General features: G+C 55.4%; 33 protein-coding genes. 18 read left to right on the plus strand and 15 right to left on the minus strand.

Annotated elements, in window-relative coordinates; all coding sequences use genetic code 11:
* Nucleotides 1-221: 221 nt before the first annotated feature.
* A complete protein-coding gene (trmD, locus tag Yoon_RS03790) occupies nt 222-1034 on the minus strand; it encodes a tRNA (guanosine(37)-N1)-methyltransferase TrmD (RefSeq protein WP_238110311.1) in 813 nt (270 codons plus the stop codon).
* Between the two features lie 63 nt (nt 1035-1097).
* On the opposite strand from trmD, the gene Yoon_RS03795 reads away from it, so the two are divergent.
* Nucleotides 1098-1997, plus strand: a complete 900-nt coding sequence (locus Yoon_RS03795) for a hypothetical protein (RefSeq protein WP_238110312.1) — start codon at nt 1098-1100, stop codon at nt 1995-1997.
* On the opposite strand, the gene rimM is transcribed toward Yoon_RS03795, so the two are convergent.
* The 8 genes from rimM to Yoon_RS03835 form a co-directional block, all read right to left on the minus strand.
* Nucleotides 1966-2496, minus strand: a complete 531-nt coding sequence (gene rimM, locus Yoon_RS03800) for a ribosome maturation factor RimM (RefSeq protein WP_238110313.1) — start codon at nt 2494-2496, stop codon at nt 1966-1968. The two genes, Yoon_RS03795 and rimM, sit on opposite strands and share 32 nt — an antisense overlap.
* The gene (locus Yoon_RS03805; RefSeq protein ID WP_238110314.1) at nt 2489-2641 is read right to left on the minus strand and encodes a hypothetical protein; all 153 of its coding nucleotides are present in this window, start codon (nt 2639-2641) and stop codon (nt 2489-2491) included. Before Yoon_RS03805 ends, rimM begins: the two co-directional genes overlap by 8 nt.
* 60 nt (nt 2642-2701) lie before the next feature.
* Nucleotides 2702-3094, minus strand: coding sequence for a 30S ribosomal protein S16 (rpsP, locus tag Yoon_RS03810; protein WP_181820884.1), 393 nt, complete (start codon nt 3092-3094; stop codon nt 2702-2704).
* Between the two features lie 49 nt (nt 3095-3143).
* Entirely contained in the window at nt 3144-3440 is a 297-nt protein-coding gene (locus tag Yoon_RS03815) for a chorismate mutase (RefSeq protein WP_238110315.1), read from the minus strand.
* A complete protein-coding gene (locus Yoon_RS03820) occupies nt 3433-3948 on the minus strand; it encodes a GNAT family N-acetyltransferase (RefSeq protein WP_238110316.1) in 516 nt (171 codons plus the stop codon). Before Yoon_RS03820 ends, Yoon_RS03815 begins: the two co-directional genes overlap by 8 nt.
* A complete protein-coding gene (locus Yoon_RS03825) occupies nt 3945-4493 on the minus strand; it encodes a GNAT family N-acetyltransferase (RefSeq protein ID WP_238110317.1) in 549 nt (182 codons plus the stop codon). The genes Yoon_RS03820 and Yoon_RS03825 overlap by 4 nt, the downstream gene beginning before the upstream one ends.
* Before the next feature lie 3 nt (nt 4494-4496).
* Nucleotides 4497-6002 (minus strand): signal recognition particle protein, encoded by a 1506-nt coding sequence (gene ffh, locus Yoon_RS03830; protein ID WP_238110318.1) that lies wholly within the window; start codon nt 6000-6002, stop codon nt 4497-4499.
* 237 nt (nt 6003-6239) lie between these two features.
* On the minus strand, nt 6240-6776 hold the full coding sequence (locus tag Yoon_RS03835) for an FMN-dependent NADH-azoreductase (RefSeq protein ID WP_238110320.1): 537 nt from the start codon (nt 6774-6776) through the stop codon (nt 6240-6242).
* A 108-nt stretch (nt 6777-6884) separates the two neighbouring features.
* On the opposite strand from Yoon_RS03835, the gene Yoon_RS03840 reads away from it, so the two are divergent.
* Nucleotides 6885-7766 carry a LysR family transcriptional regulator gene (locus tag Yoon_RS03840; protein ID WP_238110322.1) on the plus strand — a complete coding sequence of 294 codons (882 nt, stop codon included), beginning with the start codon at nt 6885-6887 and terminating at the stop codon, nt 7764-7766.
* On the plus strand, nt 7763-8638 hold the full coding sequence (locus Yoon_RS03845) for a DMT family transporter (protein ID WP_238110324.1): 876 nt from the start codon (nt 7763-7765) through the stop codon (nt 8636-8638). Before Yoon_RS03840 ends, Yoon_RS03845 begins: the two co-directional genes overlap by 4 nt.
* Here the strand turns inward: Yoon_RS03845 and Yoon_RS03850 are convergent.
* Nucleotides 8635-8961 carry a metalloregulator ArsR/SmtB family transcription factor gene (locus Yoon_RS03850; protein ID WP_238110326.1) on the minus strand — a complete coding sequence of 109 codons (327 nt, stop codon included), beginning with the start codon at nt 8959-8961 and terminating at the stop codon, nt 8635-8637. The genes Yoon_RS03845 and Yoon_RS03850 overlap by 4 nt on opposite strands.
* Nucleotides 8962-9164: 203 nt before the next feature.
* Here Yoon_RS03850 and Yoon_RS03855 point away from each other — a divergent pair, with 203 nt between their 5' ends.
* The 6 genes from Yoon_RS03855 (at nt 9165) to Yoon_RS03880 (ending at nt 12577) form a co-directional block, all read left to right on the plus strand.
* Nucleotides 9165-9500, plus strand: coding sequence for an AtpZ/AtpI family protein (locus tag Yoon_RS03855; RefSeq protein ID WP_238110328.1), 336 nt, complete (start codon nt 9165-9167; stop codon nt 9498-9500).
* Complete coding sequence (locus Yoon_RS03860; protein ID WP_238110330.1) at nt 9490-10248, plus strand: F0F1 ATP synthase subunit A; 759 nt, start codon at nt 9490-9492, stop codon at nt 10246-10248. The genes Yoon_RS03855 and Yoon_RS03860 overlap by 11 nt, the downstream gene beginning before the upstream one ends.
* A gap of 60 nt (nt 10249-10308) precedes the next feature.
* Nucleotides 10309-10530 (plus strand): F0F1 ATP synthase subunit C, encoded by a 222-nt coding sequence (locus Yoon_RS03865; protein ID WP_045996757.1) that lies wholly within the window; start codon nt 10309-10311, stop codon nt 10528-10530.
* Nucleotides 10531-10610: 80 nt separating this feature from the next.
* Nucleotides 10611-11159, plus strand: coding sequence for a F0F1 ATP synthase subunit B' (locus tag Yoon_RS03870; protein ID WP_238110333.1), 549 nt, complete (start codon nt 10611-10613; stop codon nt 11157-11159).
* 3 nt (nt 11160-11162) lie between these two features.
* On the plus strand, nt 11163-11726 hold the full coding sequence (locus tag Yoon_RS03875) for a F0F1 ATP synthase subunit B (protein WP_238110334.1): 564 nt from the start codon (nt 11163-11165) through the stop codon (nt 11724-11726).
* A gap of 116 nt (nt 11727-11842) precedes the next feature.
* Nucleotides 11843-12577 carry a CPBP family intramembrane glutamic endopeptidase gene (locus Yoon_RS03880; RefSeq protein WP_238110336.1) on the plus strand — a complete coding sequence of 245 codons (735 nt, stop codon included), beginning with the start codon at nt 11843-11845 and terminating at the stop codon, nt 12575-12577.
* Here Yoon_RS03880 and Yoon_RS03885 read toward each other — a convergent pair.
* Together Yoon_RS03885 and Yoon_RS03890 are read right to left on the minus strand one after the other, a co-directional pair.
* Entirely contained in the window at nt 12559-13326 is a 768-nt protein-coding gene (locus Yoon_RS03885) for a FadR/GntR family transcriptional regulator (RefSeq protein ID WP_238110338.1), read from the minus strand. The genes Yoon_RS03880 and Yoon_RS03885 overlap by 19 nt on opposite strands.
* 110 nt (nt 13327-13436) lie before the next feature.
* Nucleotides 13437-14093, minus strand: coding sequence for an OmpA family protein (locus tag Yoon_RS03890; RefSeq protein ID WP_238110340.1), 657 nt, complete (start codon nt 14091-14093; stop codon nt 13437-13439).
* 336 nt (nt 14094-14429) lie between these two features.
* Between Yoon_RS03890 and Yoon_RS03895 the strand changes: the two genes are divergently transcribed.
* Complete coding sequence (locus Yoon_RS03895) at nt 14430-14948, plus strand: hypothetical protein (protein ID WP_238110341.1); 519 nt, start codon at nt 14430-14432, stop codon at nt 14946-14948.
* Between the two features lie 113 nt (nt 14949-15061).
* Here the strand turns inward: Yoon_RS03895 and Yoon_RS03900 are convergent, their stop codons facing one another.
* Complete coding sequence (locus tag Yoon_RS03900) at nt 15062-15901, minus strand: bifunctional helix-turn-helix domain-containing protein/methylated-DNA--[protein]-cysteine S-methyltransferase (RefSeq protein ID WP_238110343.1); 840 nt, start codon at nt 15899-15901, stop codon at nt 15062-15064.
* 94 nt (nt 15902-15995) lie between these two features.
* Between Yoon_RS03900 and nth the strand changes: the two genes are divergently transcribed.
* The 4 genes from nth (at nt 15996) to Yoon_RS03920 (ending at nt 19390) form a co-directional block, all read left to right on the plus strand.
* Nucleotides 15996-16640, plus strand: coding sequence for an endonuclease III (gene nth, locus Yoon_RS03905; protein ID WP_238110345.1), 645 nt, complete (start codon nt 15996-15998; stop codon nt 16638-16640).
* Nucleotides 16637-17629: an adenosine kinase gene (locus Yoon_RS03910; RefSeq protein WP_238110346.1), complete on the plus strand. Its 993-nt coding sequence runs from the start codon at nt 16637-16639 to the stop codon at nt 17627-17629. The genes nth and Yoon_RS03910 overlap by 4 nt, the downstream gene beginning before the upstream one ends.
* Before the next feature lie 186 nt (nt 17630-17815).
* Nucleotides 17816-19078: an imelysin family protein gene (locus Yoon_RS03915; RefSeq protein WP_238110348.1), complete on the plus strand. Its 1263-nt coding sequence runs from the start codon at nt 17816-17818 to the stop codon at nt 19076-19078.
* Nucleotides 19079-19150: 72 nt separating this feature from the next.
* Nucleotides 19151-19390, plus strand: coding sequence for a DUF1289 domain-containing protein (locus Yoon_RS03920; RefSeq protein WP_238110350.1), 240 nt, complete (start codon nt 19151-19153; stop codon nt 19388-19390).
* 20 nt (nt 19391-19410) lie between these two features.
* Here Yoon_RS03920 and Yoon_RS03925 read toward each other — a convergent pair whose 3' ends face one another.
* Nucleotides 19411-19881 (minus strand): Dps family protein, encoded by a 471-nt coding sequence (locus Yoon_RS03925; protein WP_238110352.1) that lies wholly within the window; start codon nt 19879-19881, stop codon nt 19411-19413.
* 111 nt (nt 19882-19992) lie between these two features.
* Nucleotides 19993-20454, minus strand: a complete 462-nt coding sequence (locus Yoon_RS03930; RefSeq protein WP_238110355.1) for a hypothetical protein — start codon at nt 20452-20454, stop codon at nt 19993-19995.
* A gap of 79 nt (nt 20455-20533) precedes the next feature.
* On the opposite strand from Yoon_RS03930, the gene Yoon_RS03935 reads away from it, so the two are divergent.
* The 4 genes from Yoon_RS03935 (at nt 20534) to Yoon_RS03950 (ending at nt 24891) form a co-directional block, all read left to right on the plus strand.
* The gene (locus Yoon_RS03935; RefSeq protein WP_238110962.1) at nt 20534-22027 is read left to right on the plus strand and encodes a di-heme oxidoredictase family protein; all 1494 of its coding nucleotides are present in this window, start codon (nt 20534-20536) and stop codon (nt 22025-22027) included.
* A complete protein-coding gene (locus Yoon_RS03940) occupies nt 22024-23040 on the plus strand; it encodes an imelysin family protein (protein ID WP_238110357.1) in 1017 nt (338 codons plus the stop codon). Before Yoon_RS03935 ends, Yoon_RS03940 begins: the two co-directional genes overlap by 4 nt.
* A 1-nt stretch (nt 23041) precedes the next feature.
* Nucleotides 23042-24115: a DUF1513 domain-containing protein gene (locus Yoon_RS03945; RefSeq protein ID WP_238110359.1), complete on the plus strand. Its 1074-nt coding sequence runs from the start codon at nt 23042-23044 to the stop codon at nt 24113-24115.
* A gap of 149 nt (nt 24116-24264) precedes the next feature.
* Nucleotides 24265-24891: a protein-L-isoaspartate O-methyltransferase gene (locus Yoon_RS03950; protein ID WP_238110963.1), complete on the plus strand. Its 627-nt coding sequence runs from the start codon at nt 24265-24267 to the stop codon at nt 24889-24891.
* The last annotated feature ends 25 nt before the right edge of the window (nt 24892-24916 follow it).

Genomic DNA, 24916 nt, shown 5'->3' on the forward strand with positions numbered 1-24916 from the left:
TGTTTCGATGAAAATATCTCAGTCCCAGCCTTCGGTAGATGTGTCCGATGGACTCAGCAAGGAATGGCTGTCTGACATCTTCATTCCAATTCGTGTAAATTTTCGAAGCCCTAAAAAAGAAAATAGCCGCTAAAACGTTGATCGCGATGGTAATCACTGAATTCTCCAATGTGGCTGGTTCAATCTTTTCGAAAGATCGCTAAGATGGATTTCTCGCCGCCCTATCCGTTCGTCTTGCCAAACTTTTCCCACAAATCCGGCCGCCGCTCCTGTGTGATCTTCTCAGACATTTCGCGCCGCCATTCCGCAATCTTTGCGTGGTTGCCGGAAAGCAGCACCTCGGGGATCGCGTGGCCCTGCCATTCGGCGGGTTTGGTGTATTGCGGGTGTTCGAGTAGGCCGTTGGAATGGCTTTCCTCGACGGCGCTTTCGGCATTGCCTAACACGCCGGGTAGTAGCCGCACGGTGGCGTCGATCATGGCTTGGGCGGCGATTTCGCCGCCGGTCATGACAAAGTCACCAAGCGACACCTCTTGGATGCCAAAATGCTGCAAGATGCGCTCATCGACGCCCTCAAACCGTCCACACAGCATTGTGACCCCATCTGTGCGCGCCCAGTTGCGGGCCATGTTCTGGTCAAACCGCTGTCCGCGCGGGCTGAGGTAAACCATCGGCATCACGCCTTTGGCTCCGGCGCGCGCATCCTTGATCGCGGCCTCTAGCACATCAGCGCGTAGCACCATTCCTGCGCCACCACCAGCCGGGGTATCATCGACGTTGCGATGTTTGCCGATGCCATATTCGCGCAGATCATAGGTTTGCATTTGCCAACGCCCGTCTTGTAACGCTTTTCCGGTCAGGCTTTCGCCCAGAACCCCAGGAAAGGCCTGCGGAAACAGCGTCAAAATTTGCGCGGTCCATGATCCGGCAAGTTCAGGCGTATCGGTCATCAGCTCACGGGGTTTCAGCGTGGGTCGGATGGAAATGCGGCCAGCAGCTTTGCCAGCGGGTTTGGGGGGCGTTTGTTCAGACATAGGCAGGTTCTAGGGGATGACACCGTTCTGGGAAAGGGGCAACATTGGCCAGAGGGGTAATGGATGAGCACAGATTTCAACAGATTGCTGGATCGCAGCGCCGAACAAGAGGCCGCGATCGCGCGCTGGGATGCGGCGCAGGCGCAGAGCGCGTTGCTGCGGCAAATCACGCGTGGCGCTTTGCTGGGTGCAAAAGCCCACACAGGCGTTTTCGCGGCAGTTTATCAAGGTGAACAGGTCGTTGTGCGCCATATCGCGCGACCGAACGCGCCTGATCTTGTGGCGAAGATGCAGAGCGATCTGGCATTGGTCGGCCCGCAGATGTGCGCGGGCGATTGCCAGATTAATCAGCTCATTGCCGCAGACCCGCAGCATGGGGTTCTGGTCGTGTCGCGCGTGCCGGGGGTGCCTTATCATGGGGCGCTATTGGACCAAGCGGGACGTTGGCATGCGACATACGTTGGTAGGCGCCGCGCTGAGGCACATCTTTCGGCGATGTATTGGCAAAAGAAGCTAAAGATGATCCCTCGCAATGGATTGGAAGGAGATGATTGGGCGTTGGCGCAAGAGTTGCGCGAAGACCTGCGGTTTCAGACCCACGCGCTCAAAGGTGCCAGGATTTGTCGGGTTGCGGGGCATGGTGATTTTGCGCCGCATAATTTTCGGGTCAATGACGGCGTGCTTTACGGGTTTGACACGGGCACGGCGGCCAAAGCGCCGCTGGCGCGCGAATTGGCGCATTTTTTGCATCACATAGCGTTGAAATCTGACCACGAAATTGCGGCGACGCAGATCGCGTCATTTGTGCAAGCCGCAGGCTTGCCAGAGGCAGAGGTCACAACGGTTTTGCGCTACTTCTTTGGTTGGTATTTGTACCGTGCAATGTTGCGTTACGCCCGTAATGCGGGGCGTCGGGAAAAGCTACGCGCGCTTATTCAGCGGTATCTTGATCCGATTGAGTAAACAGCCCTTCGGGCGGGTCCGCGATGATACGGCTCGCAGAGAGATCAACGGTGGGCACGGCGGCCTTTGTGAAGGGCAGTAGGATCGTGTCAGATTGCCCCGGCACGATCAGTTCAAGCAGATCACCCGCGCCATGGTCCATGACATTCTTAACGGTGCCCAATGTCGCGCCGCCTGTATCCAGCACGGTCAGGCCGATCAGATCGGCATAGTAATACTCATCGTCAGGCAGGGATGGGAGCACATCGCGGTCGGCGTAAAGGCTGACATTACGCAGCGCGTCGGCTTCTTCTTTGGTGGTGACGCCGTCAACGCGGGCGGTGAAGCCGTTCTTAAGTTGGCCGGTCAGCACCATCTGTGCAAAGGCGCGGCCATCTTCGGTATAAAGCGGGGTGTAATCGGCAATTGCAGCGGGGTCCGCGCAAAAGGATTTCAGACGGATTTCGCCTTTGACGCCAAAAGAGCCGCCAAGCGAGCCAACAATAACGCGGTCAGTCATGTGGAATATCCGATCTTATGCACATTTGTTGGGTCCAGTTTCCGTCTGCGGTTTCGCAATTGGCCTGCGCATTGCTGCGTTCGGTCAACACACCCGCTATAAAGGCAGCTGCCGTGAAAATCACAAGACGAAGCAATCGAAACATGGGGTTTCCCTAAGGGGAGAGGGTGTTGCCCGGCGCAAAGGCCGGGCAACGAAAGGCGTCTTACTCTTCAGCAGGTGCTGCTTCTTCTGCAGGTGCGTTTGCGGCTTCTTCAGCGGCTTTTGCTTTTTCTGCTTTTTCTTCAGCGCGGGCTTGCGCCGCTTTGCCTGGCGTACCCTTTTTAGGGTTAGAGCGGTCTTTCTTCGGCAGCTCACCAGCAGCTTCGAGCATACGTGATACGCGATCAGTTGGCTGTGCGCCTTCAGACAACCAGTATTTCACGCGGTCGATATCCATTTTCACGCGGTCTTCGCTGTCTTTTGGCAACATTGGGTTATATGTGCCCAGCTTTTCGATGAAACGGCCATCGCGTGGCATACGGCTGTCAGCCGCAACGATTGCGTAGTGAGGACGTTTCTTAGAGCCGCCGCGTGCGAGACGAATTTTCATAGCCATGGTGTAGTTCTCCTATAAATGGCAGGGGTTGGGTGGATTGAAATCCACCCTACGATTGGTGTTGTTTGTGGTGTTGGATCACTTCTTGAATAATGAAATTCAAGAATTTCTTGGCAAATTCCGGGTCGAGATCAGCCCGGTTTGCAAGGTCGGTTAGCCGTGCGATCTGATGCTCTTCGCGGGTCGGATCGGATGGCGGAAGGTCGTGTTCGGCTTTCAATTTGCCGACGGCTTGGGTGTGTTTGAACCGCTCGCCCAAAGTATAGACAAGGATTGCATCCAAACGGTCGATGCTATCGCGGTGTCCCTTAAGGACCTGCGCGGCGCGGGTGATTGCGTCAGACATTGGATGCTCCTTTGATGTGGCGGGCGTGGCGGTAGACAAGACAGCCATCATTGTTGGGTGTGGCTGCATCGGGATCGTGAACCGCGCCAAGCGATTGCGCCACGCGCAAAGACCCGGTGTTCTCTCGGCCGATATAGCTGACAATGCTTTGAAGAGACGTTGTCGCGAAGGTGTAATCGATCATCGCGCGCGCAGCCTCTTTTGCGATCCCGCGTCCGGTAAACCCGTCGAATAAGAACCAGCCGCATTCGGGTTCTGGAAAGTGGGGCGGATGGATCAGCCCTGTGCTTCCCGCGAATTGACCATTTTCAGTGATTACCAGCGGCCCAAAACCATAGAGTGCCCAAGTCGCGATATCGTTAGCGAACCAATCCCATGCTTTGCCTTTGCCGATTGGCCCGTCCATGTGAATGGCCCGATCACTGCCCAAGAACGCGGCATATGTATCAAAGTCGTCGCGCGCATAGGGGCGTAGGACCAACCGGTCTGTATACAGGGTTGGGATCATGTGATTGCCCCCGCAGCTTGGGCGGTGGCACGCGGGTCGTCAAAGCGCAAGTGGCGCATGATGATGACCTTTTCACCGTCGATTGTATCGCGGCGTTCTTCTACGGCGCCAAGCCGCGTGGCCAATGCCAAAGACCGCGTGTTGTTCGGCGCAATCAGCGAGATCAGCGGCTCTAGCCCTAACACTTGGCCCGCCCATTCACGCACAGCGCAGGCCGCCTCAAATGCATAGGATTTGCCTTCGAACCCATCAAACATGTGCCACGCCATTTCGGGTTGGGGCCAGTCGACGTGGTTTAAGATGCCAACGCGTCCGGTGGCCATGCCCGTGGCATTTTCGGTGACGGTAAAGAAGCCGTACCCGTGCCAATTCCAATGGCCGATTCCCGACAAAAAACCACGCCACGCATCGCGCTTTGATACGGGGCCGCCCAAAGTTTCCATGCGCGCAGACCCCGTCGCCCAAGCGGTAAAGGTCGCTAGGTCACGCTTTTCAGGGCCGCGCAGGGTCAAACGTGCAGTAGAAAGGGTGGGCGCAGGGGTCATAGTTTACTTCTTTTTCCCGAATCCAGAAAGGCCGGGTGGTAGACCCATACCGCCGCCCAATCCGGGCAGACCGCCCGGCATTTTCGCGCCAAGCGCCTTGGCGGCTTCTTCCATCGCTTTGGGATCGTTCATATCGGGCATTGCGCCGCCACCGGGAATGCCGCCTCCTTTGCCGAACATGCCTTTCATGGCTTGTTTCAGCATCCCGCCTTTGCCCATCTTTTTCATCATATCGGCCATCTGGCGGTGCTGTTTGACCAGCTTGTTCAGCTCTGACACCTCAAGGCCCGCGCCTTTGGCGATCCGCTTTTTGCGCGAGGCGGCCAGCAGATCAGGGTTGGCGCGTTCTTTTTTGGTCATCGAATTGATCAGCGCGATCTGGCGCTTGAGGATGCTGTCATCCATGCCAGCCGCAGCCATCTGTTTGCCCATTTTGGCCGCACCGGGCATCATGCCCATCATACCTTCCATGCCGCCCATTTTCATCATCTGTTCGAGCTGCATTTTCAGGTCGTTCATGTTGAAGCGGCCCTTTTGGAACCGCTTCATCATGCGTTCAGCTTGTTCGGCTTCGATGGTTTCTTGCGCTTTTTCGACCAGCGCAACGATGTCGCCCATGCCGAGAATGCGGCCAGCAATCCGTTCAGGTTCAAAGGTTTCAATCGCGTCGAGCTTTTCACCGACACCGACAAAGCGGATCGGTTTGCCGGTGATTGCGCGCATCGACAGCGCGGCACCACCGCGCCCGTCACCGTCCATCCGGGTCAGGACTACGCCAGAGACGCCGATTTTATCGTCGAATTCTTGGGCGACATTTACCGCGTCTTGCCCGGTCAGGCCATCGACGACCAACAAGGTTTCGCGTGGGTTGGCGATATCACGCACAGCGGCCGCCTGGGCAATCAATTCTTGGTCAATATGCAGGCGGCCTGCGGTATCGAGCATATAGACGTCATAGCCGCCAAGGCTGGCTTGGGTCTTGGCGCGTTTGGCGATCGCAACCGGGTCTTCGCCTTTGACGATGGGCAATGTATCGACGCCGATTTGCGCGCCCAAGATTTGCAGCTGTTCCATCGCCGCCGGGCGGTTCACATCCAATGATGCCATCAACACGCGCTTGCCTTCGCGTTCTTTCAAACGTTTGGCCAGCTTTGCCGTGGTCGTGGTTTTACCCGACCCTTGCAGACCGACCATCAGGATCGGGGCAGGGGGGCTGTCGATTTTCAACGCACCGGGGTCTTCGGAGCCGGTCAACACATGTTGCAGCTCGTCATGGACGATCTTAACGACCTGTTGGCCGGGGGTGATCGATTTGGTGACGGCTTGGCCGGTTGCCTTTTCTTGGACAGCTTTGACAAAGTCACGGGCGACAGGCAGTGAAACGTCGGCCTCAAGTAGGGCCACACGCACTTCGCGCAGTGCGGTTTTGACATCGTCGTCAGAAAGCGCACCCTGTTTGGTGAGCTTGTCAAAGACGCCTGATAGGCGGTCGGATAGATTCTCAAACATAGGCCTTGGCCCCTCGCGTCGTTTCGGTTGCCTCGCGTATATAGGAACGCAAAGCTTAAAGCAGTAGCGCCCCCGTGGGCATTACCCAATGCAGTGCGCCCCCGTGGGCGCAACGCGCTGACGGAGGGCGATCCCCTAGAAGTCGGGGACCGGAAAGCTGGCGCTATCCGGGTGTTGGGTGGCGTTTATGCTGCCGCGCGGTCCGAGTCAACATCCCGCGCAGCGCAAAGCCCGCGCTTAGGCGGCGGTCGGCAACAAATCCTTGGCTGTATGGACTGTAATATCGTCAATTCCCACGAAACGCATGATTTGGCGCAGGTGTGGTGTTGCAAAGTCAATCGGTGCGTCCACTTGGGTTCCACCCGAGGCCACGGCGACAATGGCCTTCTTTCCGGTCATCAAGCCAATTGGACCGTTTTCGGTGTAGGTGAAGGTCACGCCGGGGCGTGCGATCAGGTCCACCCATGCCTTAAGCGCGGCGGGCATCCCGAAGTTGTAGATCGGCATGCCGATCACGATGACATCTGCGGTCGCGATCTCGGCGATCAAAATGTCCGACAGGGCAAGCGATGCCGTGTCGGCGACGGTGCGATCCTCGGCTGGGACCAGTCGTGCGTTGATCCATTGGCTGTTCACCTGCGGCATTGGGGTGATTGCCAAATCACGTGTGATGATTTTTGATGGCGCGAGGTCTGCGATGATCTTGGCGGTGGCGGCGCGGCTGATAGAGCCGTCAGAAATGCCAGAGGCGGTAATGTGAAGCACAGTTGTCATAGGTTTTCCTTTGGTGCGCATTGCGATGGTTGAAACGTATACGCTTGCAAATTCGAACAAAACGTCCAATTGTGAACAGGCTTTGTTAATCAGCGCACAGGACATCCGATGGATAATTGGGACGAAATTCGTACAGCCTATCAGGTCGCGCGCAAAGGCACCGTAAGCGGGGCCGCAGATTCGCTTGGGGTGCACCACGCGACTGTAATCCGACACATTGATGCGCTCGAACAGCGGTTGGGTGTGAAATTGTTCCAACGCCATGCGCGGGGCTATACGGCAACGGAAGCTGGGCAAGATCTTTTACAAGTCGCACAAGCCACGGATGATCAGTTCACGCAGCTTGCGGGCCGGATCAAAGGGCAGGGCGAGGGCGTGTCAGGCGATTTGGTCGTCACCTCGCTTGAAATGATGTCTGATATCCTGACGCCAATTCTTATTGGGTTTCAAACCAGCCATCCTGAGGTGCGAGTGCGGTTCCGCACGGGCGACCGCGTGTTTCGGCTTGAATACGGCGAGGCACATGTTGCGATCCGCGCAGGCCGGATGCCTGACGAGCCCGACAATGTGGTACAACCTTTTGTTACGCAGGGCATGGCGCTTGTCGCATCGGAATCATATGTCGCGCAACACGGACTGCCAGAGGATATTGCTGCGTTCAAAGACCATTATTTTGTCGGTCATGACGATGAAAAAAGTCGCGCGCCTTTTGCAAAATGGATGCGCGAGAATATCCCGACCAATCGGATAGTCTATCTTGCCAGCGAAAACCGACACATGCGTGATGCTGTTTTGGCCGGGGCGGGCATCGGCTTTGTGCAGCGCCATTTATTAGACCGTGATCTTGGGCTCACAGAGATTATTGCGCCACATGAGGAATGGGAAACCAGTCTTTGGTTGGTGACGCATGTTGATTTGCATCGCACTGCCAAAGTGCAAGCATTTTTGACCTACCTAAAGAACGAAATAGAAGGTCTTTCCAACGCATGACACCAACACGTGCTGGGCATCTTGCGATGCTGCTGTTTTCCGTCCTGATTGCCGGATCGTTTTCGCTGGGCGCGCTTGCGGCAAATGATATTGCGCCGCTTGCCTTGAATGCCGTGCGGTTTTGGATCGCTTGCGCCATTATCGGCGTCGCCGCCTTGGTCACAACAGGAATCCCGCGCAGCGCTTTGCGCGCCCCTTGGCGTTATGTGATGCTCGCGGTCTTCTTTACCACCTATTTTGTGCTGATGTTCGAAGGGTTGAAAACAGCAGCCCCAGTCAGTGCGGCGGCCGTGTTTACACTGACCCCCATTCTATCCGCAGCTTTTGGCTGGCTGTTACTACGGCAGGTTTTGACCGGACGCATGGCGCTCGCGCTTGCGATTGGGGCCGCCGGCGCGGTCTGGGTGATTTTTCGGGCAGATATTGCCGCGATGCTACGATTTGAAATCGGCATAGGCGAAGTGATCTATTTCTGGGGCTGCGTCTCGCATGCACTTTACACGCCCTTAGTGCGTAAGTTGAACCGAGGCGAACCAACCTTGGTCTTTACTTTTGGGACGCTATTGGCGGGTGCGACGATCCTAACCACCGTCGGATGGCGCGACCTGATGGCGACTGATTGGATGCATCTGCCTGATGTTGTCTGGGTTGCAATTATCTATACGGCTGTCGTGGCCAGCGCGATGACCTTTACGCTGCTGCAGTTCGCGGCGTTGCGGCTGCCAAGTTCCAAGGTCATGGCCTATACCTATCTGACTCCATCATGGGTGATTGTCTGGGATATTGCGCTGGGCCATGCGGCGCCACCTGCGCTGGTCTTGGTCGGGCTTGGTCTGACCGTCGTGGCACTGGTGATGCTGCTGCGCGACTAGCTGTCGTTCAACTCATTTGTCAAGAACACCTCAAATGCGTCTAGGTCGATCGCTCCCATCTGTCCAAAGGCTTGCATCCAAACGGAGGCTTCGCGCAACGCATCTGGTTCGAGTTTGCACCATTTCACCCGGCCGCGCTTTTCCTGACTGATCAGCCCCGCCGCTGTGAGCACGCCGAGATGTTTTGAAATCGCAGCGAGCGACATTTCAAACGGGTCGGCCACATCTGTGACGGCCATGTCATCTTCGAGCAACATCGCGAGGATGCTCCGGCGGGTGGGGTCGGCAAGGGCTGAAAAGGCGAGGTCAAGTTTGCTGCTCATAGCGCGATTAAGCGTGAACCTTGCGAAACGTCAACCAATTGGTTGAATGTTGTTTGCAGGCGGATTGCCTCAGGCGGCGCAAATTGACGCACCCAAATTTATAGATTCTTATTTAAATACAGTATGATAGTGCGTGCTCACGATTGCTTGACTCTGTGACGTCGCAGACCTAAACCATGGCCAACCTTCCGAGGGACCTTGAAATGCCTGATCCGGACCATTCAGAACGCCTAAAGGCACTAGATGCAAAGATCGCAGCGCTCAAAGCGCCAGAGCAAGTCAAGGACCATTCAGAAGAACACTACTCCCAAGCGCAGCTTGCGTGGCGGATGGTGATAGAGCTCGTGGCTGGTCTTGGGATCGGCTTTGGCATCGGATATGGGCTGGATACCTTGTTTGGGACCATGCCAATTTTTCTGGTGCTGTTCATATTGTTTGGCCTCGCGGCTGGTGTTCTCACCATGATGCGGTCCGCCAAAGAAGTACAAACGAAGCAGCAACAAGCTGCGGAAGAAGAGGGTGACGCAAGTGGCGACTGAAACAGAAGCAGCTTCCGAAGGTGGTCTGGTCTTTCATCCGTTGGATCAGTTTATTCCCACGTCATTGTTTGGCAACGGTGCGGTACACTGGTACACGCCATCTAACCTAACATTGTGGCTGGCTATTCTTGTGCTTGCTGTTGTCGGCGTTTTCGTTTTGGGTAGCCGCGGTCGGGGCATCGTTCCATCGCGTATGCAGTCCGTAGGCGAGCTGATGTACGGCTTCGTTTACAAGATGATCGAAGACGTGACCGGCAAAGATGCTGTCAAATACTTCCCCTATATCATGACATTGTTCGTGTTTGTGTTGTTCGCCAACTACTTGGCGCTACTGCCAATGTCATACAGCCCGACATCCATGATCGCGATTACAGCGGTTCTTGGTTTTGGTGTCTTTATCGCCATCACGGTTCTTGGCTTTGTCAAACATGGCGCGGCCTTCTTGGGCTTGTTCTGGATGAAAGACGCGCCGGGCTTCTTGCGCCCGATCATCGCGATCATCGAAGTTATCTCTTACTTCGTGCGTCCGGTCAGCCTGTCCATTCGTCTGGCTGGTAACATCACAGCGGGTCACGTTGTGATCAAAGTTTTCGCAGGCTTCGCCGCGCTGACATTGGCAAGCCCTGCAGCGATCCTTGGTATTGTCGCCATCTACGGGCTTGAAATCCTAGTGGCCGGTATTCAGGCGTATGTTTTCACGATCTTGACGTGTGTCTATCTAAAAGACGCGCTTCATCCCGCACACTAATCACCACAAGGGTGGGATGTCCTGCCCTTTACTAAACTTCCAATCGTAAGGAGAATTCTCATGGAAGGCGATATCGCAAGCATCGGTGCCGGTCTGGCAGCAATTGGTTCAGGCATTGCAGCCATCGGCGTAGGCAACGTTGCAGGTAACTACCTCGCAGGCGCATTGCGCAACCCATCAGCTGCTGCTTCGCAGACAGCGACACTGTTTATCGGCCTCGCATTCGCCGAAGCTCTGGGGATCTTCTCGTTCCTCGTCGCGCTTCTGCTGAAGTTCGCTTAAGAACAAGCCGTTATCCTTACGTCTGGTTGGTGCAGTGATCTGCGCCAACCAGTAAAATCACAAGGTATTCGGGGGCCACGATGGCAACAGACACACACGAAACCGTAGCAAGCGCATGCTTGGACTCGCACGGCGGTGCCATCGGTATGCCGCAGCTTTGCGGTGAATGGATTCCACACCAGATTTTCTGGCTTCTTGTTGCACTGGCTGCAACATTCTTTGTGATGTCACGCATCGCACTGCCCCGCATCGCTGCGGTTCTTGCAGAGCGTTCGGGCACAATCACAAACGACCTTGCCGCAGCAGAAGAGCTTAAGAGCAAAGCTGCCGAAGCCGAAGCTGCTTATGACAAGGCGCTTGTTGATGCACGTGCACAGGCCCAGCAGATCGTTGCTGAAGCCAAAGCAGAAATTCAAGCAGAGCTGGACGTTGAGCTTGCAAAAGCCGACGCGCAGATTGCTGAAAAAGCAGCCGAAAGTGAAACGGCGATTGCCGAAATTCGCGACGGCGCTGTTAAATCAGTCACTGAAGTCGCCAAAGCAACAGCCAAGGAATTGGTTGCAGCAATGGGCGGAACAGCCGACGCAAAAACAATCACCGCTGCGGTGTCAGCTCGGATGAAAGGGTAGACCATGCGCTTTATATTTACCGCACTCCTCGCCCTGAGCGCATCGCCTGCACTCGCCGCTGGCGGCGAATATGGTTTCTTTTCTTTAAGAAATACAGATTTCGTCGTTCTCATCGCCTTTTTGATCTTGGTCGGCATCATGCTGTATCTCAAGGTTCCTAGCTCTGTCGGTGGCATGCTTGATAAGCGTGCGGTCGCGATTAAGTCCGAGTTGGACGAAGCCAAAGCACTGCGCGAAGAAGCACAATCTTTGTTGGCCTCATATGAGCGCAAGCAAAAAGAAGTCGCCGAGCAAGCGGAACGCATCGTCGCTTCTGCCAAGGACGAAGCGACCAATGCCGCCGCCGAAGCCAAGGCCGACATTGCAACGTCAATCACACGTCGTCTTGCAGCCGCTGAAGAGCAAATTGCAAGCGCCCAGGCCGCAGCCATCAAAGACGTACGCGACCAAGCCGTTGTCGTCGCTGTTGCCGCGGCCAAGGACGTGATTGCCAAGCAGATGGACGCAAAATCTGCCGGCGCATTGATCGACGATTCAATCGCGACTGTCGCCGACAAGCTGCACTAAGCGACATCACATAACTGATTGAAAAGCCCGGGTGCCTGCCAGCATCCGGGCTTTTTCGTTGACAGTCATGTGCGGCCCCGAAACAATTTGGCAATGCTGATCGCGGAAACAACACGATGACAGGTCTTTATCGGGCGCTTTTAGCGGTCGCCGCCTATTACGCTATCCTTGTTATTGCGACAGTGCTGCATTTTCGTATTGGTCAAGCACCGTCCGATACGGGCGCCGTTTTGATGGCGCTCCTACCTGTGCAAATCGCGCTGTTTTTGCTCTGCGTGGTCGTGCTACGTTCGTTTGGTTGGCGCTCTGTTGGGTTTGGGCGGTTTCGTCCGGCCGGGGCGATCTGGCTGCTGCCATCGATTGCGGTGATGGCGCTGATGCTGGGCGCACTCTTGCCGCAACTAAGCGGGATCGCGATGCCGCCGCGGATGGTGCTGCTGTTAATTGCAGTACCGCTGCTCATCGGAGTGACCGAAGAAATCATGTTTCGCGGTGTCCTGTTGCGTGCTGCAATGACGCGGTTACCCTTGTTTGGCGCGATGCTGCTGAGCGCTGTGCTCTTTGCGTTGATGCATGGGATAATTGGGATCGGCGGCCAACCGGTATTGATCACCCTTCAGCAAATGGGCTTTGCCTTTCTTGTAGGGATCTTCCTTGCTCCAATCGCGATTGCGTCAGGCACGTTGTGGGTTGTGATCATCTGGCATGGGGTCTGGGATATGTTGGTTTACGCCAGTCAAATGGCGGGGATTGTGCACCACTTTGCGTTAATCGGGATCATGATCCAGACTTTGGTTTCTGTATGGCTATGGGCGCGTTTGGTGCGTGCGGATCAGCGCGACACTTCGTGATCAAGCCGCTTTTGCGCAAAGCTTTCATTGCGGTCCGATTTCTGTTGGTCAGAAAGCGACCCTTCGACATAATTCAAATGCGCCTCTACTGCGGTCCGCGCAGCCGCTGGATCGCGGGCCTGCAACGCGTCATTAATCGCGCGGTGCTGGTCCAGCAAAGTGTCGCGGGTGGTGCGTTGTTTGAACATGACAGAGCGGTTGTAGAACACGCCTTCGCGCAGCAACTCATACATCGACCGCATCATATGCAGCATAATGATATTATGGCTGGCCTCGATGATCGACAGGTGGAAATCCGCATCAAGATAAGCCTCATCCGCTGGATTCCGCTTTTCATGGGCGACTTCCATTTTTTTGAAAATGGTGTTGATCAAGGCAAGATCAGTGTCGCTGGCAAGACGGGCCGCACGTTCAGCGGCAAGCCCCTCCATGTCGCGGCGAAAAGAGATGTAGTCAAATACGGCCTCAACATGGGTGGAAAACAGTTTCACAAGCGCCGGGGCAAAAGCAGAGCCAAGCACATCGGCGACATAGACGCCGGCACCGGCCTTAGACGTCAGCAGGCCACGAGACTGAAGATCGGCCAAGGCTTCACGCAGAGAAGGGCGGGACACGCCCATGCGGTCGCTCAATTCGCGTTCAGACGGTAACCGTTCACCGGGGCGCAAGATGCCACGCAGGATCAACCCCTCGATTTGGCGAATGACGCCATGCGATAGTTTTTCTTGTTGTACCGGTTCGAATGGCATTGGCGCGGCCCCTGATGAATTGGTCAATTTATATGACCGGCCGGGCGATTTCACAACGAAAAAGGGGCCGCAACGATGCGACCCCTTTTCCAATTGCGATGAACGCGCGCTTAGCTTGGCGTGATAATGATCTCAACGCGGCGGTTCGCTGCGCGGCCAGTTGCGTTCAGGTTTGACGCGATTGGCTGATCTTCACCCGCACCAATAGCGCGAATACGTGACGATGATACACCGCCGCTGCGCAAGACTGCGGCAACCGCTTGGGCGCGGCGTTGTGACAGGCCGAAGTTATAGCTTGCGTCACCCGTGTTATCGGTGTGACCGACCACGTTCACTGTTGTATCAGGGTAGTTGTTCAGCGATTGCGCGACAATGCGCAGGTCGTTTTGTGACGCGCCAGATACTGCGGTGCTGTCGGTCGCGAACAAGATGTCTTGGGACAGGGTTACGATCAAATTATCGCCCTGACGTGTAACGCCAACACCGTTGCCAAGGCTCGCACGGAGCTCTTCTGCTTGGCGGTCCATGTTGTTGCCAATAGCTGCGCCAATGCCGGCGCCAGCCGCTGCAGTCAAAAGGGCAGCGCGGTTGCGATCCGCGTTAGAGCGGTCACGGTTGGTCAATAGGCCAGCCGCAGCACCCGCAGCAGCACCGATCAACGCGCCTTGCTGGGCGTTTTGGTTGCCATTGGGTGCGGTGCCGTCACACGCGGTGACAAACATCAAAGCCGAAGCCGCGATCGCAAGAGGAAGTTTTGAAATAATCATCGTTTTGTTTTCCATTCGATATGGGTGCGCAAATTGCGCGTTCTGGATAGCCCAGCTTATGCGGTGATTGCCAGTGTTATCCAATAGCGGTGGCCTATTCGGACAGGTTCCGCCTGTTTTGGAGAGGAGTTGAGTTGACGAATTTTAGAAACGCATTTGGAATCGCGTTGCGGTAGACCATGTTTTCTTAGGCAAAGCTACGGCTCAAAACCAGACTTTCGAGAAGAATGCAGCGAATGACGGATTCGAGCCCAGAGTGCTTGTGCTTGCAGCCGCAGCAAATGGACGTGTATACCACTTCTGTAATTGATCGACAGCTCTAGTAAGCCGCCTCTTATGAACAACGAAGCTTCAATATCTTCCTATGTAGCGAGGGTCGCGTCTCTTGGCGGCTTCTTGGATGGCATCAGTTACCTAAATCAGGATCGACGCTCCGACTTCGCAGAAGCGTTTGTCCTAAACGCGCCATATGACCACGATGTTCCAGACGTCATTCAAACTAGCTTCTCGCACTTGGCGGGAATGACCGTGAGACCTGACAGTAATTTTCGGGAGACAATGGGGCAACTAGAACAAGACCTTAAGTCGCTCTTGTTGGTCGATCCTTTTGTTGGTGATGAGCAGATCGCGGAAAATATGCGGTCATATTTGGCGTTCAAAATCATGGATCGCCTAGACGATATCATTAACGATTGGGCACAATTGGACGAGGACTCAACTCTTTTGAATTACGCGCCGCCGAAGCGATTTATCGGAAGGCACGATGACATTCTCGGCCAAATGATCTTCTATTTGCTGCGCTCCGAGCAGGTCACTTTCGTCTTATACTTCTGTAGTTCCACGGAACGCTTTTGAGCAAGTACCTTTGATTGCGAACGGCAGTTTTGTCCGCATAGCGGACCTTCGTTTGTTAATCGCCTCGCGTCGCATAGGTGTTTGCCGAAACGCTGAAGATCCAATTAACCATTTTAGAAATCAACATCCGCCCGCGCTGATTCCCACGCGAGGATCGCGCGTTTTACCGGGAGGCCCCAGTGATATCCGCCAAGTGCGCCGGATTTGCGCAATGCGCGGTGGCAGGGGATCAGCAGGCTGACAGGGTTGCGCCCAACGGCTGTGCCGACGGCGCGCACCGCTTTGGGGTTGCCGATAGATTGCGCGATTTCGGAATAGGTGGTGACATGGCCTGTTGGGATGCGCAGCAGGGCTTCCCATACTTTCAACTGAAACGGGGCACCGATCATATGCAGTTGGGTTTCGCCTGTCATGCCAAGCGCGGCAGTGGCCCAAGTGCGCAGGGCGTCTGCATTTTCTAAAAACCTCGCGTTCGGCCAGCGTGATACCATATCCTTCATCGCAGCGTCGGGTCCTGTTTCGCCAGCAAAAGCCAGCCCACATATCCCGCGATCTGTTCCCATCACCAAAGCAGGCCCAAAGAGGCTGTCAAACCAGCCCCAATAGATCATGAGACCTGCACCGCCTTGCGCGTAATCGCCGGGGCTCATGGCTTCCCATCGGACAAACAGATCATGCAAACGCCCGCTGCCTGACAGCCCGACCGAATGCGCGGTATCAAGCATGGTGAACCGGTCGCGTAGCAAAGTTTTTGCGTGGCCAAGCGTCAAATATTGCTGGTAGCGTTTGGGTGATACCCCCACCCATGTCGAAAACAGGCGTTGAAAATGCGCGGGGCTCATTTGCATTTCGGCCGCGAGTTCTGCGAGGCTTAGCTGCGTGTCACCAGCGGCGTCGATTGCATCAATCGCGCGGCGCATGACCTGATAGTGGTAGGGTTCGTTGTATTCCATGCTTGTTAATCTAGGGAGGATACCCGCCGAACGCGACCCGAATATTGCGCATCTGCGCCTTGCCCCTCTGGGCGCGGCAAGGCATACCCGAGCCATGGTTAAACAGCTAGATTATCACACGATCCGCGAGATTTTTACGCGCTTTCATACGGCCGAACCCGAACCCGAGGGCGAGCTTGAGCACGTGAACGTCTATACGTTGGTGGTTGCCGTGGCGCTTTCGGCGCAGGCCACAGATGTTGGGGTCAATAAGGCGACGCGCGAACTGTTCAAAATTGCGGATACGCCACAAAAGATGCTTGATCTTGGACTGGACGGCGTGACTGAGCACATCAAAACCATCGGGCTGTTTCGTCAAAAGGCGAAAAACGTCATTAAGATGAGCCAAATTCTGGTCGATGATTTCGGCGGCGTGGTGCCCAATTCGCGCGCTGCCTTGCAATCATTGCCAGGTGTTGGCCGCAAAACGGCTAATGTTGTTTTAAATATGTGGTGGCATCAACCCGCACAGGCGGTTGACACGCATATCTTTCGCTTTGGAAACCGGAGTGGTGTGGCTGTTGGCAAAGATGTCGATGCGGTTGAACGCGCGATTGAGGATCATATCCCCGCTGACTTCCAGCAGCATGCGCACCACTGGATGATTCTTCACGGGCGCTATACATGCGTCGCCAGAAAACCCAAATGCGCGGCCTGTTTGATCCGTGATCTCTGTTTATTCGAGGATAAAAACCTATGAAAAAGTTTCAAGTTGTCGGCATCGGCAATGCAATGGTCGATGTCTTGGCCCGTGCCGAAGACGCGTTTCTTGAAGAGGCGGGGATCGGTAAAGGCATCATGCAATTGATCGATATGGACCGGGCTGTGTCGCTTTACGCGCAGGTCGGTCCCGCCAAAGAAATCAGCGGCGGATCAGCGGCGAACACCATCGCGGGGATTGCCCACTTGGGCGGGCGGACGGCCTATGTTGGCAAAGTCAAAGACGACCAATTGGGTGCCATTTTTGCACATGATTTGCGCGCGCAGGGCGCCGTGTATGAAACGACCTTGGCCCCAAAAACTGAAGATGCCGAAACAGGCCGCTGCATTGTGATCGTCACGCCCGATGGTGAACGGTCAATGAACACCTATCTCGGGGTCACTGAATTCTTGTCGCCAGACGACATTGATGTTGCCCAAATGGCCGAAGCCGAATGGATTTATCTGGAAGGGTACCGTTTTGACGGACCAGATAGCCATGCGGCCTTTGCCAAGGCGATTGACGCCTGCAAAGGGGCAGGGGGCAAAGTATCGATCACCCTGTCCGACCCGTTCTGTATTGATCGTCACCGCGATGCGTTTCGTGCCATGATCAAGGATCATGTGGATCTGCTGTTCTGTAACCGCGCGGAAATGCTTTCCATGTATCAAACCGATGATTTTGATGCGGCCTTGGATAAAGCCGCGGCCGAGGTCGCAATTGTCGCCTGTACGGATAGCGAAAATGGTGTGCATGTCTTGGCGGATGGGCAGCGTTGGCAAGTGCCGGCTGTTCCCACGCAGATCGTTGATGCCACGGGCGCAGGCGATTTGTTTGCAGGTGCGTTCCTTTGGGGGCTGACAAACGGTTACGACCTAGAGACCTGCGGTAAGATGGGCAACGTCGCCGCGTCCGAAGTCATCAGCCACATCGGCGCGCGGCCCGAAGCAGACTTGAGCGCGCTGTTTTCTGATCACGGGCTAATCTAAAGCCGCCATACGAAACCGATTTAGGGCCGGGTGCAGCGATGCGTCCGGCTTTTTTTGTCAGTTTTCTTATTCCGAGTAAAAAACTCGGATTGACATTGTTGATTGAATTGCTCAGGTAAGACGTACCACTCACGCCAGCGCCACGCAGGCAAGCAAACTGATCTACCGACCCAGAGGAAATCTCACATGACCCGCAACTATCTTCTTTCAACGGCGCTTGGCCTGTGCATCGCGACCCCGGCATTGGCTGTAGAAAAGGCTGATGTGTTGAACACATATGCCGATATCGCAGCGGCAGGCTACGACGATTCACGCATCACGGCAGTTGCATTGCAAGCCGCTGTGGACGCTTTGATCGCTGATCCATCCGCAGAGGCGCTTCAGGCTGCAAAATCGGCTTGGCTTGCGGCACGTGTGCCTTACCAACAAACCGAAGTTTTCCGTTTCGGCAACGCGATTGTTGACGATTGGGAAGGCAAAGTGAACGCTTGGCCGCTCGACGAGGGCCTAATCGACTATGTTGACCTGTCCTATGGTGGCGCGACTGACGAAAACCACTTTGCGGCTTTGAACGTTGTCGCAAGCCCAGCATTCACATTGTCCGGTACAGACGTCGACGCGGCTGCGATCACGCCCGCGCTTTTGGCTGAGACCCTGCATGAAGCAGATGGCGTCGAATCAAACGTGGCAACTGGTTATCACGCGATTGAATTCCTGCTGTGGGGCCAAGATCTGAACGGCCACGCTGCTGGCGCGGGCAACCGTCCTTGGACAGACTACGCTGCTGGCGAAGACTGCACCAATGGCAACTGTGACCGTCGCGCGGAGTACCTGAAAGCGGCAACTGATTTGCTGGTGTCTGATCTAGAATGGATGACCGCACAATGGGTCGACGGCGGCGCTGCACGTGCAGAACTGACAGAGACAGACGCCACAGGTATCTCTGCGATCCTGACCGGCATGGGGTCGTTGTCTTACGGTGAAACAGCTGGCGAACGTATGCGTCTTGGCCTGATGCTGAACGACCCAGAAGAAGAGCATGATTGTTTCTCTGACAACACGCACAACAGCCATTACTACGATGGTTTGGGCATCCAAAACGTCTATTTGGGTGAATATATCCGCGTTGACGGCACATTGGTTTCTGGCCCATCACTGTCTGACTTGGTCGCAGAAACAGACGCTGCATTGGACACTGAAGTGCAAACAAAACTGTCTGCAACTATGTTGGGACTTGGCCGGATCAAATCGGCTGCCGAAGCTGGCTTTGCATACGACCAAATGCTGGAACGCGGCAACGCAGCCGGTGAAGAACTTGTTATGGGTGGCGTCAACGGTCTGATCGACCAAACACGGTCGTTTGAACGTGTGGTTGCTGCACTTGGCGTTGATCAAATCGAATTTGAAGGTTCTGACAGCCTCGATTCACCAGAAGCTGTTTTCGAATAGAAGCGCTGTTTAAATCAGATTAGTCTGGGGCGGTACTCTGCAAGGGGTGCCGCCCTATTTTTCGGAGCCAACATGCCAAAGACACCAAGCCCCTGTATCGATGTGTGTAAGTTCAAACGCGAAGGGCACTGTATTGGTTGTTCCATGACCAAATCACAAAAATCTATCTTTAAAGGGCTCAAAAAAGACAGCAGGCGGGCCGGGTTCGTGACGATGCTGATGACGCAGCAAGACGCCATGGGTAAGTATGACGGATGGCGGATTGCCTATGCAAAAAAGTGCAAGAAAAAAGGCGCAAAAGCGCCCTTTTAAATCAGATTTTTTGGTGATGGTTAGGCCAAGTGCGACCGCAGGAACCACGCGAATTTTTCATGCGTTTGGCCGCGCGCTATGCACAGATCTTCGGTCAACGTATCACCATGTGACGCTGCAAGTTCGCCACATCCGGCCAATGTTGCTGCCAGCGTTTCTTGGGCCTCAAGCATCATTTTGATCATTTCTTCTGCCGAAGCAGTGCCTTCGAATTCGGAAACCTTTGAGCGTTTGATCATGCCGGACAGCGTGCCTTCGGCATGTGCGTCGATGGCTTTGATCCGTTCAGCAAGATCGTCTTGGGCGACGAAGTGATCTTCGTACATTTTTTGGAACAGATCGTGCAGCGGGCCGAATGCCATACCTGTCACGTTCCAGTGAAAATTTTGCGCAAGCATCGTCGTGACAGCGGTTTCAGCAACAGTTTGGTTCAGTGCTTCTGCGATGGCTGCTTTGGCGTCCGTGCTCAGCGTGATAGCCGTTTGAGTCATGTCAGACCCTCCTGAAAATATGAGAATTGGTGCTGGCTGGCGAAAAGCTGGCTTGCTTACCACCTTATTTACACCACTAATCCTGAAAGCCAAGAGGTTTTTAGAATTATTCTAAACTTGAGAGAATTGCTCGGAAATGCCGCGGATCAGAAAGCCGATATTTCGTTGGTGTTCGCGGGGCACGCGCGACCGGATCAAAAACGCGAAGCTATCGCCATCACCGCGTTTGATCGCGCTGAGCGCTTGTACAAGCCATGCTTCATCAAACGAGATCTCAGTTGTTCCGGGCCGAAAGAACGTCGTTGCCCGCGAAGTGGCCTGACGCAAACCTTTGATCAACGCACGCGCATGCGCATCGCGCGCGGTTTCTGGCTGGGTGGATAGTAGCGCGCAGGCCTTAAACAAATCCATTTGAGCGGCAACCCGGCACTCCAACGCAATCACGCGCAACGTGTTCAGCACATCGCGCCAAGGCGCGGTCATATCGTGCTGGGGTGGCGTGTCTTGTGCCACAGGTCGTGCCATCATGTCGCAGCTTAACATCAGGTTTGCCATAAAAAGTGACTCGCGCATTTTGTATTCTGACTATAACTATCGGAAATATTCCGAGCAAGAAAGACACCCCGTGCGAAATCGTGCAAATATTCTAAGGCTGGCTCTCATTTGCTTGCCAATCGCGGTCTATGCAGACGTTCTAGATGAGCCGCATCTGAACATTGTGCCGCGCACTGCTGCAGAACAAGCGCGCATTGACGCAGTTACAACGCCGACCACTGATTTCACGGCACCGTCAGCGTTTGAGGAAAACCCAGGTGGGGCGGCAACCGTGCGTGCACGCAATGACGCAAATGCATTTTCGCAGCCATCGGGCAACATCAGTTTTGAGGACGAGCTTACCTTTAAAGTGGGCAACGGTTTTTTCCGCAAGCTTTGGGCCTCTTCGCCGTCGTCCACGCTGGCCTCTGACGGGCTAGGGCCGCTATACAATGCGCGGTCTTGCCAGCGCTGCCATATCAAAGATGGCCGTGGGCATGCGCCCGCGAATGCGGAAGATAGTGCTGTTTCGCTGTTTCTACGTGTCTCAATTCCCGGTGGGTTTGATGCAAAAACGGCGGATATTGAAGGCTATATCGCTACTTTGCCGGACCCGACCTATGGGCGCCAGTTGCAAGATTTTGCCGTGCAGGGGCACCCGGCAGAGTATCGGCTGGATGTGACTTATACTGAGCAACCGATCACATTGGCGGGCGGCGAAACCGTTTCCCTGCGCGCGCCGACCTATACGGCCGCAGACCTTGGCTATGGCCCCATGCATCCTGATGCGATGCTCAGCCCCCGCGTTGCGCCGCAGATGATCGGGCTGGGTCTGCTCGAGGCGATCCCAGCTGCGGATATTTTAGCAAACGCGGACCCTGATGATGCGGATGGTGACGGCATATCAGGGCGCGCAAACATCGTTTGGTCACTGGAGTTTGATCAACCTATGCTCGGGCGTTTCGGGCTAAAGGCAGGGACGCCAACGGTGCGTCATCAATCGGCAGCCGCTTTTTCGGGCGATATCGGGATTTCTTCGCCACTTTTCCCAAATGGTGCGGGCGAATGCACGCCTGCGCAGCAAGATTGCCTGACCGCGCCGCACGGCGATGGCGATGCCCGCGTTACCGAAGTTGACGCCACGGGGATGGATTTGATCACATTCTACAGCAGTAACCTTGGCGTCCCCGCGCGCCGGGATGTTGGTGATCCGCAGGTCTTGCGCGGCAAGGAACTATTCTATCAAACGGGCTGCATTTCCTGCCACATACCAAGTTTCGTAACCCACCGTCAGGAACCCGAAACCGCGCAAAGCTTTCAATTGATCTGGCCATATTCCGATATGTTGCTGCATGACATGGGCGAGGGGCTGGCTGATCATCGCCCCGAAGCCCGCGCAACCGGGACCGAATGGCGCACGCCGCCGCTTTGGGGGATCGGGTTGACTGAACAGGTCAGCGGCCACAGCAATTTCTTGCACGACGGCCGCGCGCGCAACCTGATGGAAGCGATCCTCTGGCATGGGGGGGAAGCACAGGCTATGCGTGATACGGTGATTGAAATGTCCAAGCACGACCGCGACGATCTGATCGCATTCCTGGAGAGCCTATGAAACGACTATTGTTAGCATTTTCGGTAACCTTGGTGGCGACCGGGGCACCTGCGCAATCACTGTCTGATTTGACCTCTGTGGCGCTCGATACGCATGTCTTGCCCGGATACGCGCGGCTTGCTGCGCAATCACAGGTCCTTGCAGATGTGGCGCAGGATGATTGCGATGCGGCGTCACCTGTGCTTACGGCAGCTTATGGTGACGCATTTGATGCCTGGATCGGGGTCAGCCACATGCGTTTTGGGCCGTCAGAGGTTGATGATCGCGCGTTTGCATTGGCGTTTTGGCCCGACAGTCGCGGGGTGACCCCGCGGTCATTGTTAGGCTTGATCAGTGACGAAGACCCGATTGGGTTGGATGCGGCTGCCTATGCAGATGTTTCAATTGCAGCGCGCGGGTTCTACGCGCTTGAGTTTCTACTCTATGATGATGCGGTCGCAACGGCGGGTAGTGACAGTTATCGCTGCGCGCTGATCCAGACGGTCACGGCGGATATTGCCATACTCACCCAAGCGATTGATGCGGAATGGCGTGATAGCTACGCCGATCTTTTACGCCACCCCTCTGACACGGGCATTTACAGGAGTGACGAAGAAGCCGCACAAGAGCTGTTTAAGGCGGTTTCAACGGGGCTTGAGTTTCTGGGTGACACGCGGCTTGGTCGCCCCTTAGGGACATTTGATCGCCCGCGTCCAACACGGGCCGAGGTTTGGCGATCCCAGCGATCCCAGCGCCATGTCACGCTTTCGCTTGCGGCGCTGCGTGAATTGGCGCTTGTTCTGTCCGCCGATGATGTACAGGTCCACACCGCGATGGAGAATGCGTTTGATCGGGCGCAAGACCGGATCGCGCGGATCGATGATCCCGCGTTCGCAGGGGTTTCTGACCCGTCCGGGCGATTTGTTATCGAAGTTCTTCAGCAAGAAATCTCGGCGATCCGCACGGTGGTGCGCAATGAGCTTGGGCCAAAACTGGGCGTTGTGGCGGGGTTTAATGCGTTGGATGGCGATTAAAATGACCAGCAGACGGCGATTTTTGGCGGGGCTTTTGGCGACAGGATTGGTGCCAAAACCAACTTGGGCGGATGCAGGATCGCCGCAGTACCTTTCGGCTGGGGCATTGCCGGATGGATCATATGTGTTGTGCGGTATTGGCGCGGCGAATGATGTCTTGTTTCAAATTCCCTTGCCCGCTCGTGGGCACGCCGCGGCGGCCCATCCCACACGGCCAGAGGCCGTCGCCTTTGCCCGCCGCCCCGGCACATTTGCGATTGTGATCGACTGTGTGACAGGCATGGAAAAATCCAACATGTCCGCCCCTGAGGGGCGTCATTTTTACGGGCACGGCGCGTTTTCGGCGGACGGCCATTGGCTATTCACGACGGAAAATGACTTTGAGGCTGGGCAAGGCCGGGTTGGTGTTTGGGATGTGCAGGCGGGCTACCGCCGGGTTGATGAATTCGCGAGCGGCGGTGTCGGCCCACATGAAATCAAACGAATGCCGGGCACGGATACTTTAGTCATCGCAAATGGCGGGATTGATACCCATCCTGATAGTGGGCGCACCAAGCTTAATATCGCGACGATGGCCCCGAATCTGACCTATATCCAAGACGGGCAGATCGTTGATAGCGTCGCGCTTTCCCATGACCTACACAAAAACTCGATCCGCCATATTGATATCGCGGATGGGCAGGTCGCCTTTGGGATGCAGTGGCAAGGCGATGGTGAGCAGAATGTATTGGCCGGGTTGCATCGGCAAGGTGAGGCGATCAACCTGCTGACGGCCCCAGACGCGCAAAGCCGTCAGTTGCGTGGCTACGTTGGTAGTATCGCGTTTTCGCGGGGGGGCAAGCATATCGCGGTGACTTCGCCAGTTGGCGGGGTCACGCAAGTGTATGACGTCGCGTCAAATGCGCTCAGCTATCAAATCATAGCGCCGGATGCGGGCGGGGTTGCCGCGCGCGGTACCGGGTTTATCATCACCAACGGGCAAGGCCAGTTGGGGCAGATTGATCAAGGCGCGCTGCACCTCGGGGCTGGCAGTTCGCTTGCTTGGGACAATCATATTGTGCCGGTCGGTGTATAATGTGCGATAAAGATCGGGTGGTGCGCTTGCTTTGATCCACATGCATGACTAGATCAATCGTTGCCGTGGACGCCCTTGTGTGGCATGAAATACAAAACAAACTGAACGAAAGAGTTTAGATCGTGACAGACTATACCTCCCGCCGCACAATGATGGTCGACACGCAGGTGCGCCCTTCTGATGTGACCAAGTTCCCGATCATTGATGCGATGTTGGCTGTGCCGCGCGAAAAATTCGTCCCGGACAGTATGCGCGAAGCGGCATATGTCGGTGAAAATCTGGACATCGGCGGCGGGCGTACCTTGCTTGAGGCACGCACATTCGGAAAAATGCTTGATGTGCTGGATATCCAACCACAGCATGTGGCCTTGGATTTGGCCTGCGGGCTGGGGTATTCCACCGCGATTTTGGCCCATATGTGCGACTTTGTTGTGGGCGTCGAAGATGATGAAACCCGCGCTGAAGAGGCGCAAACCTTGCTATCTGCCCAAGGGATCGACAATGCGGCTGTGATGTCTGGCGCATCGGCGGCTGGCTCCGAAAAATCCGGCCCTTACGATATTATCATCGTGCAAGGCGCGGTTGAAACTGTGCCTGATGCGGTGATCGCGCAACTACGTGAAGGCGGACGGATCGCGTGTATTTTCGCTGAGGGCAGCCTTGGTGTCGTGCGCGTTGGCTATAAGTTGGACGGCGTCATGAACTGGCGGTTTGCATTTAATGCGAGCGCGCCTGTTGTTGCGGGCTTTGAAAAAACGGCGGAATTCGCGCTTTAGCGCGTTTCATACATTCGGGCGCGAT

It is taken from the genome of Yoonia sp. I 8.24, assembly GCF_022096995.1.
Taxonomy (GTDB): Bacteria; Pseudomonadota; Alphaproteobacteria; order Rhodobacterales; family Rhodobacteraceae; genus Yoonia.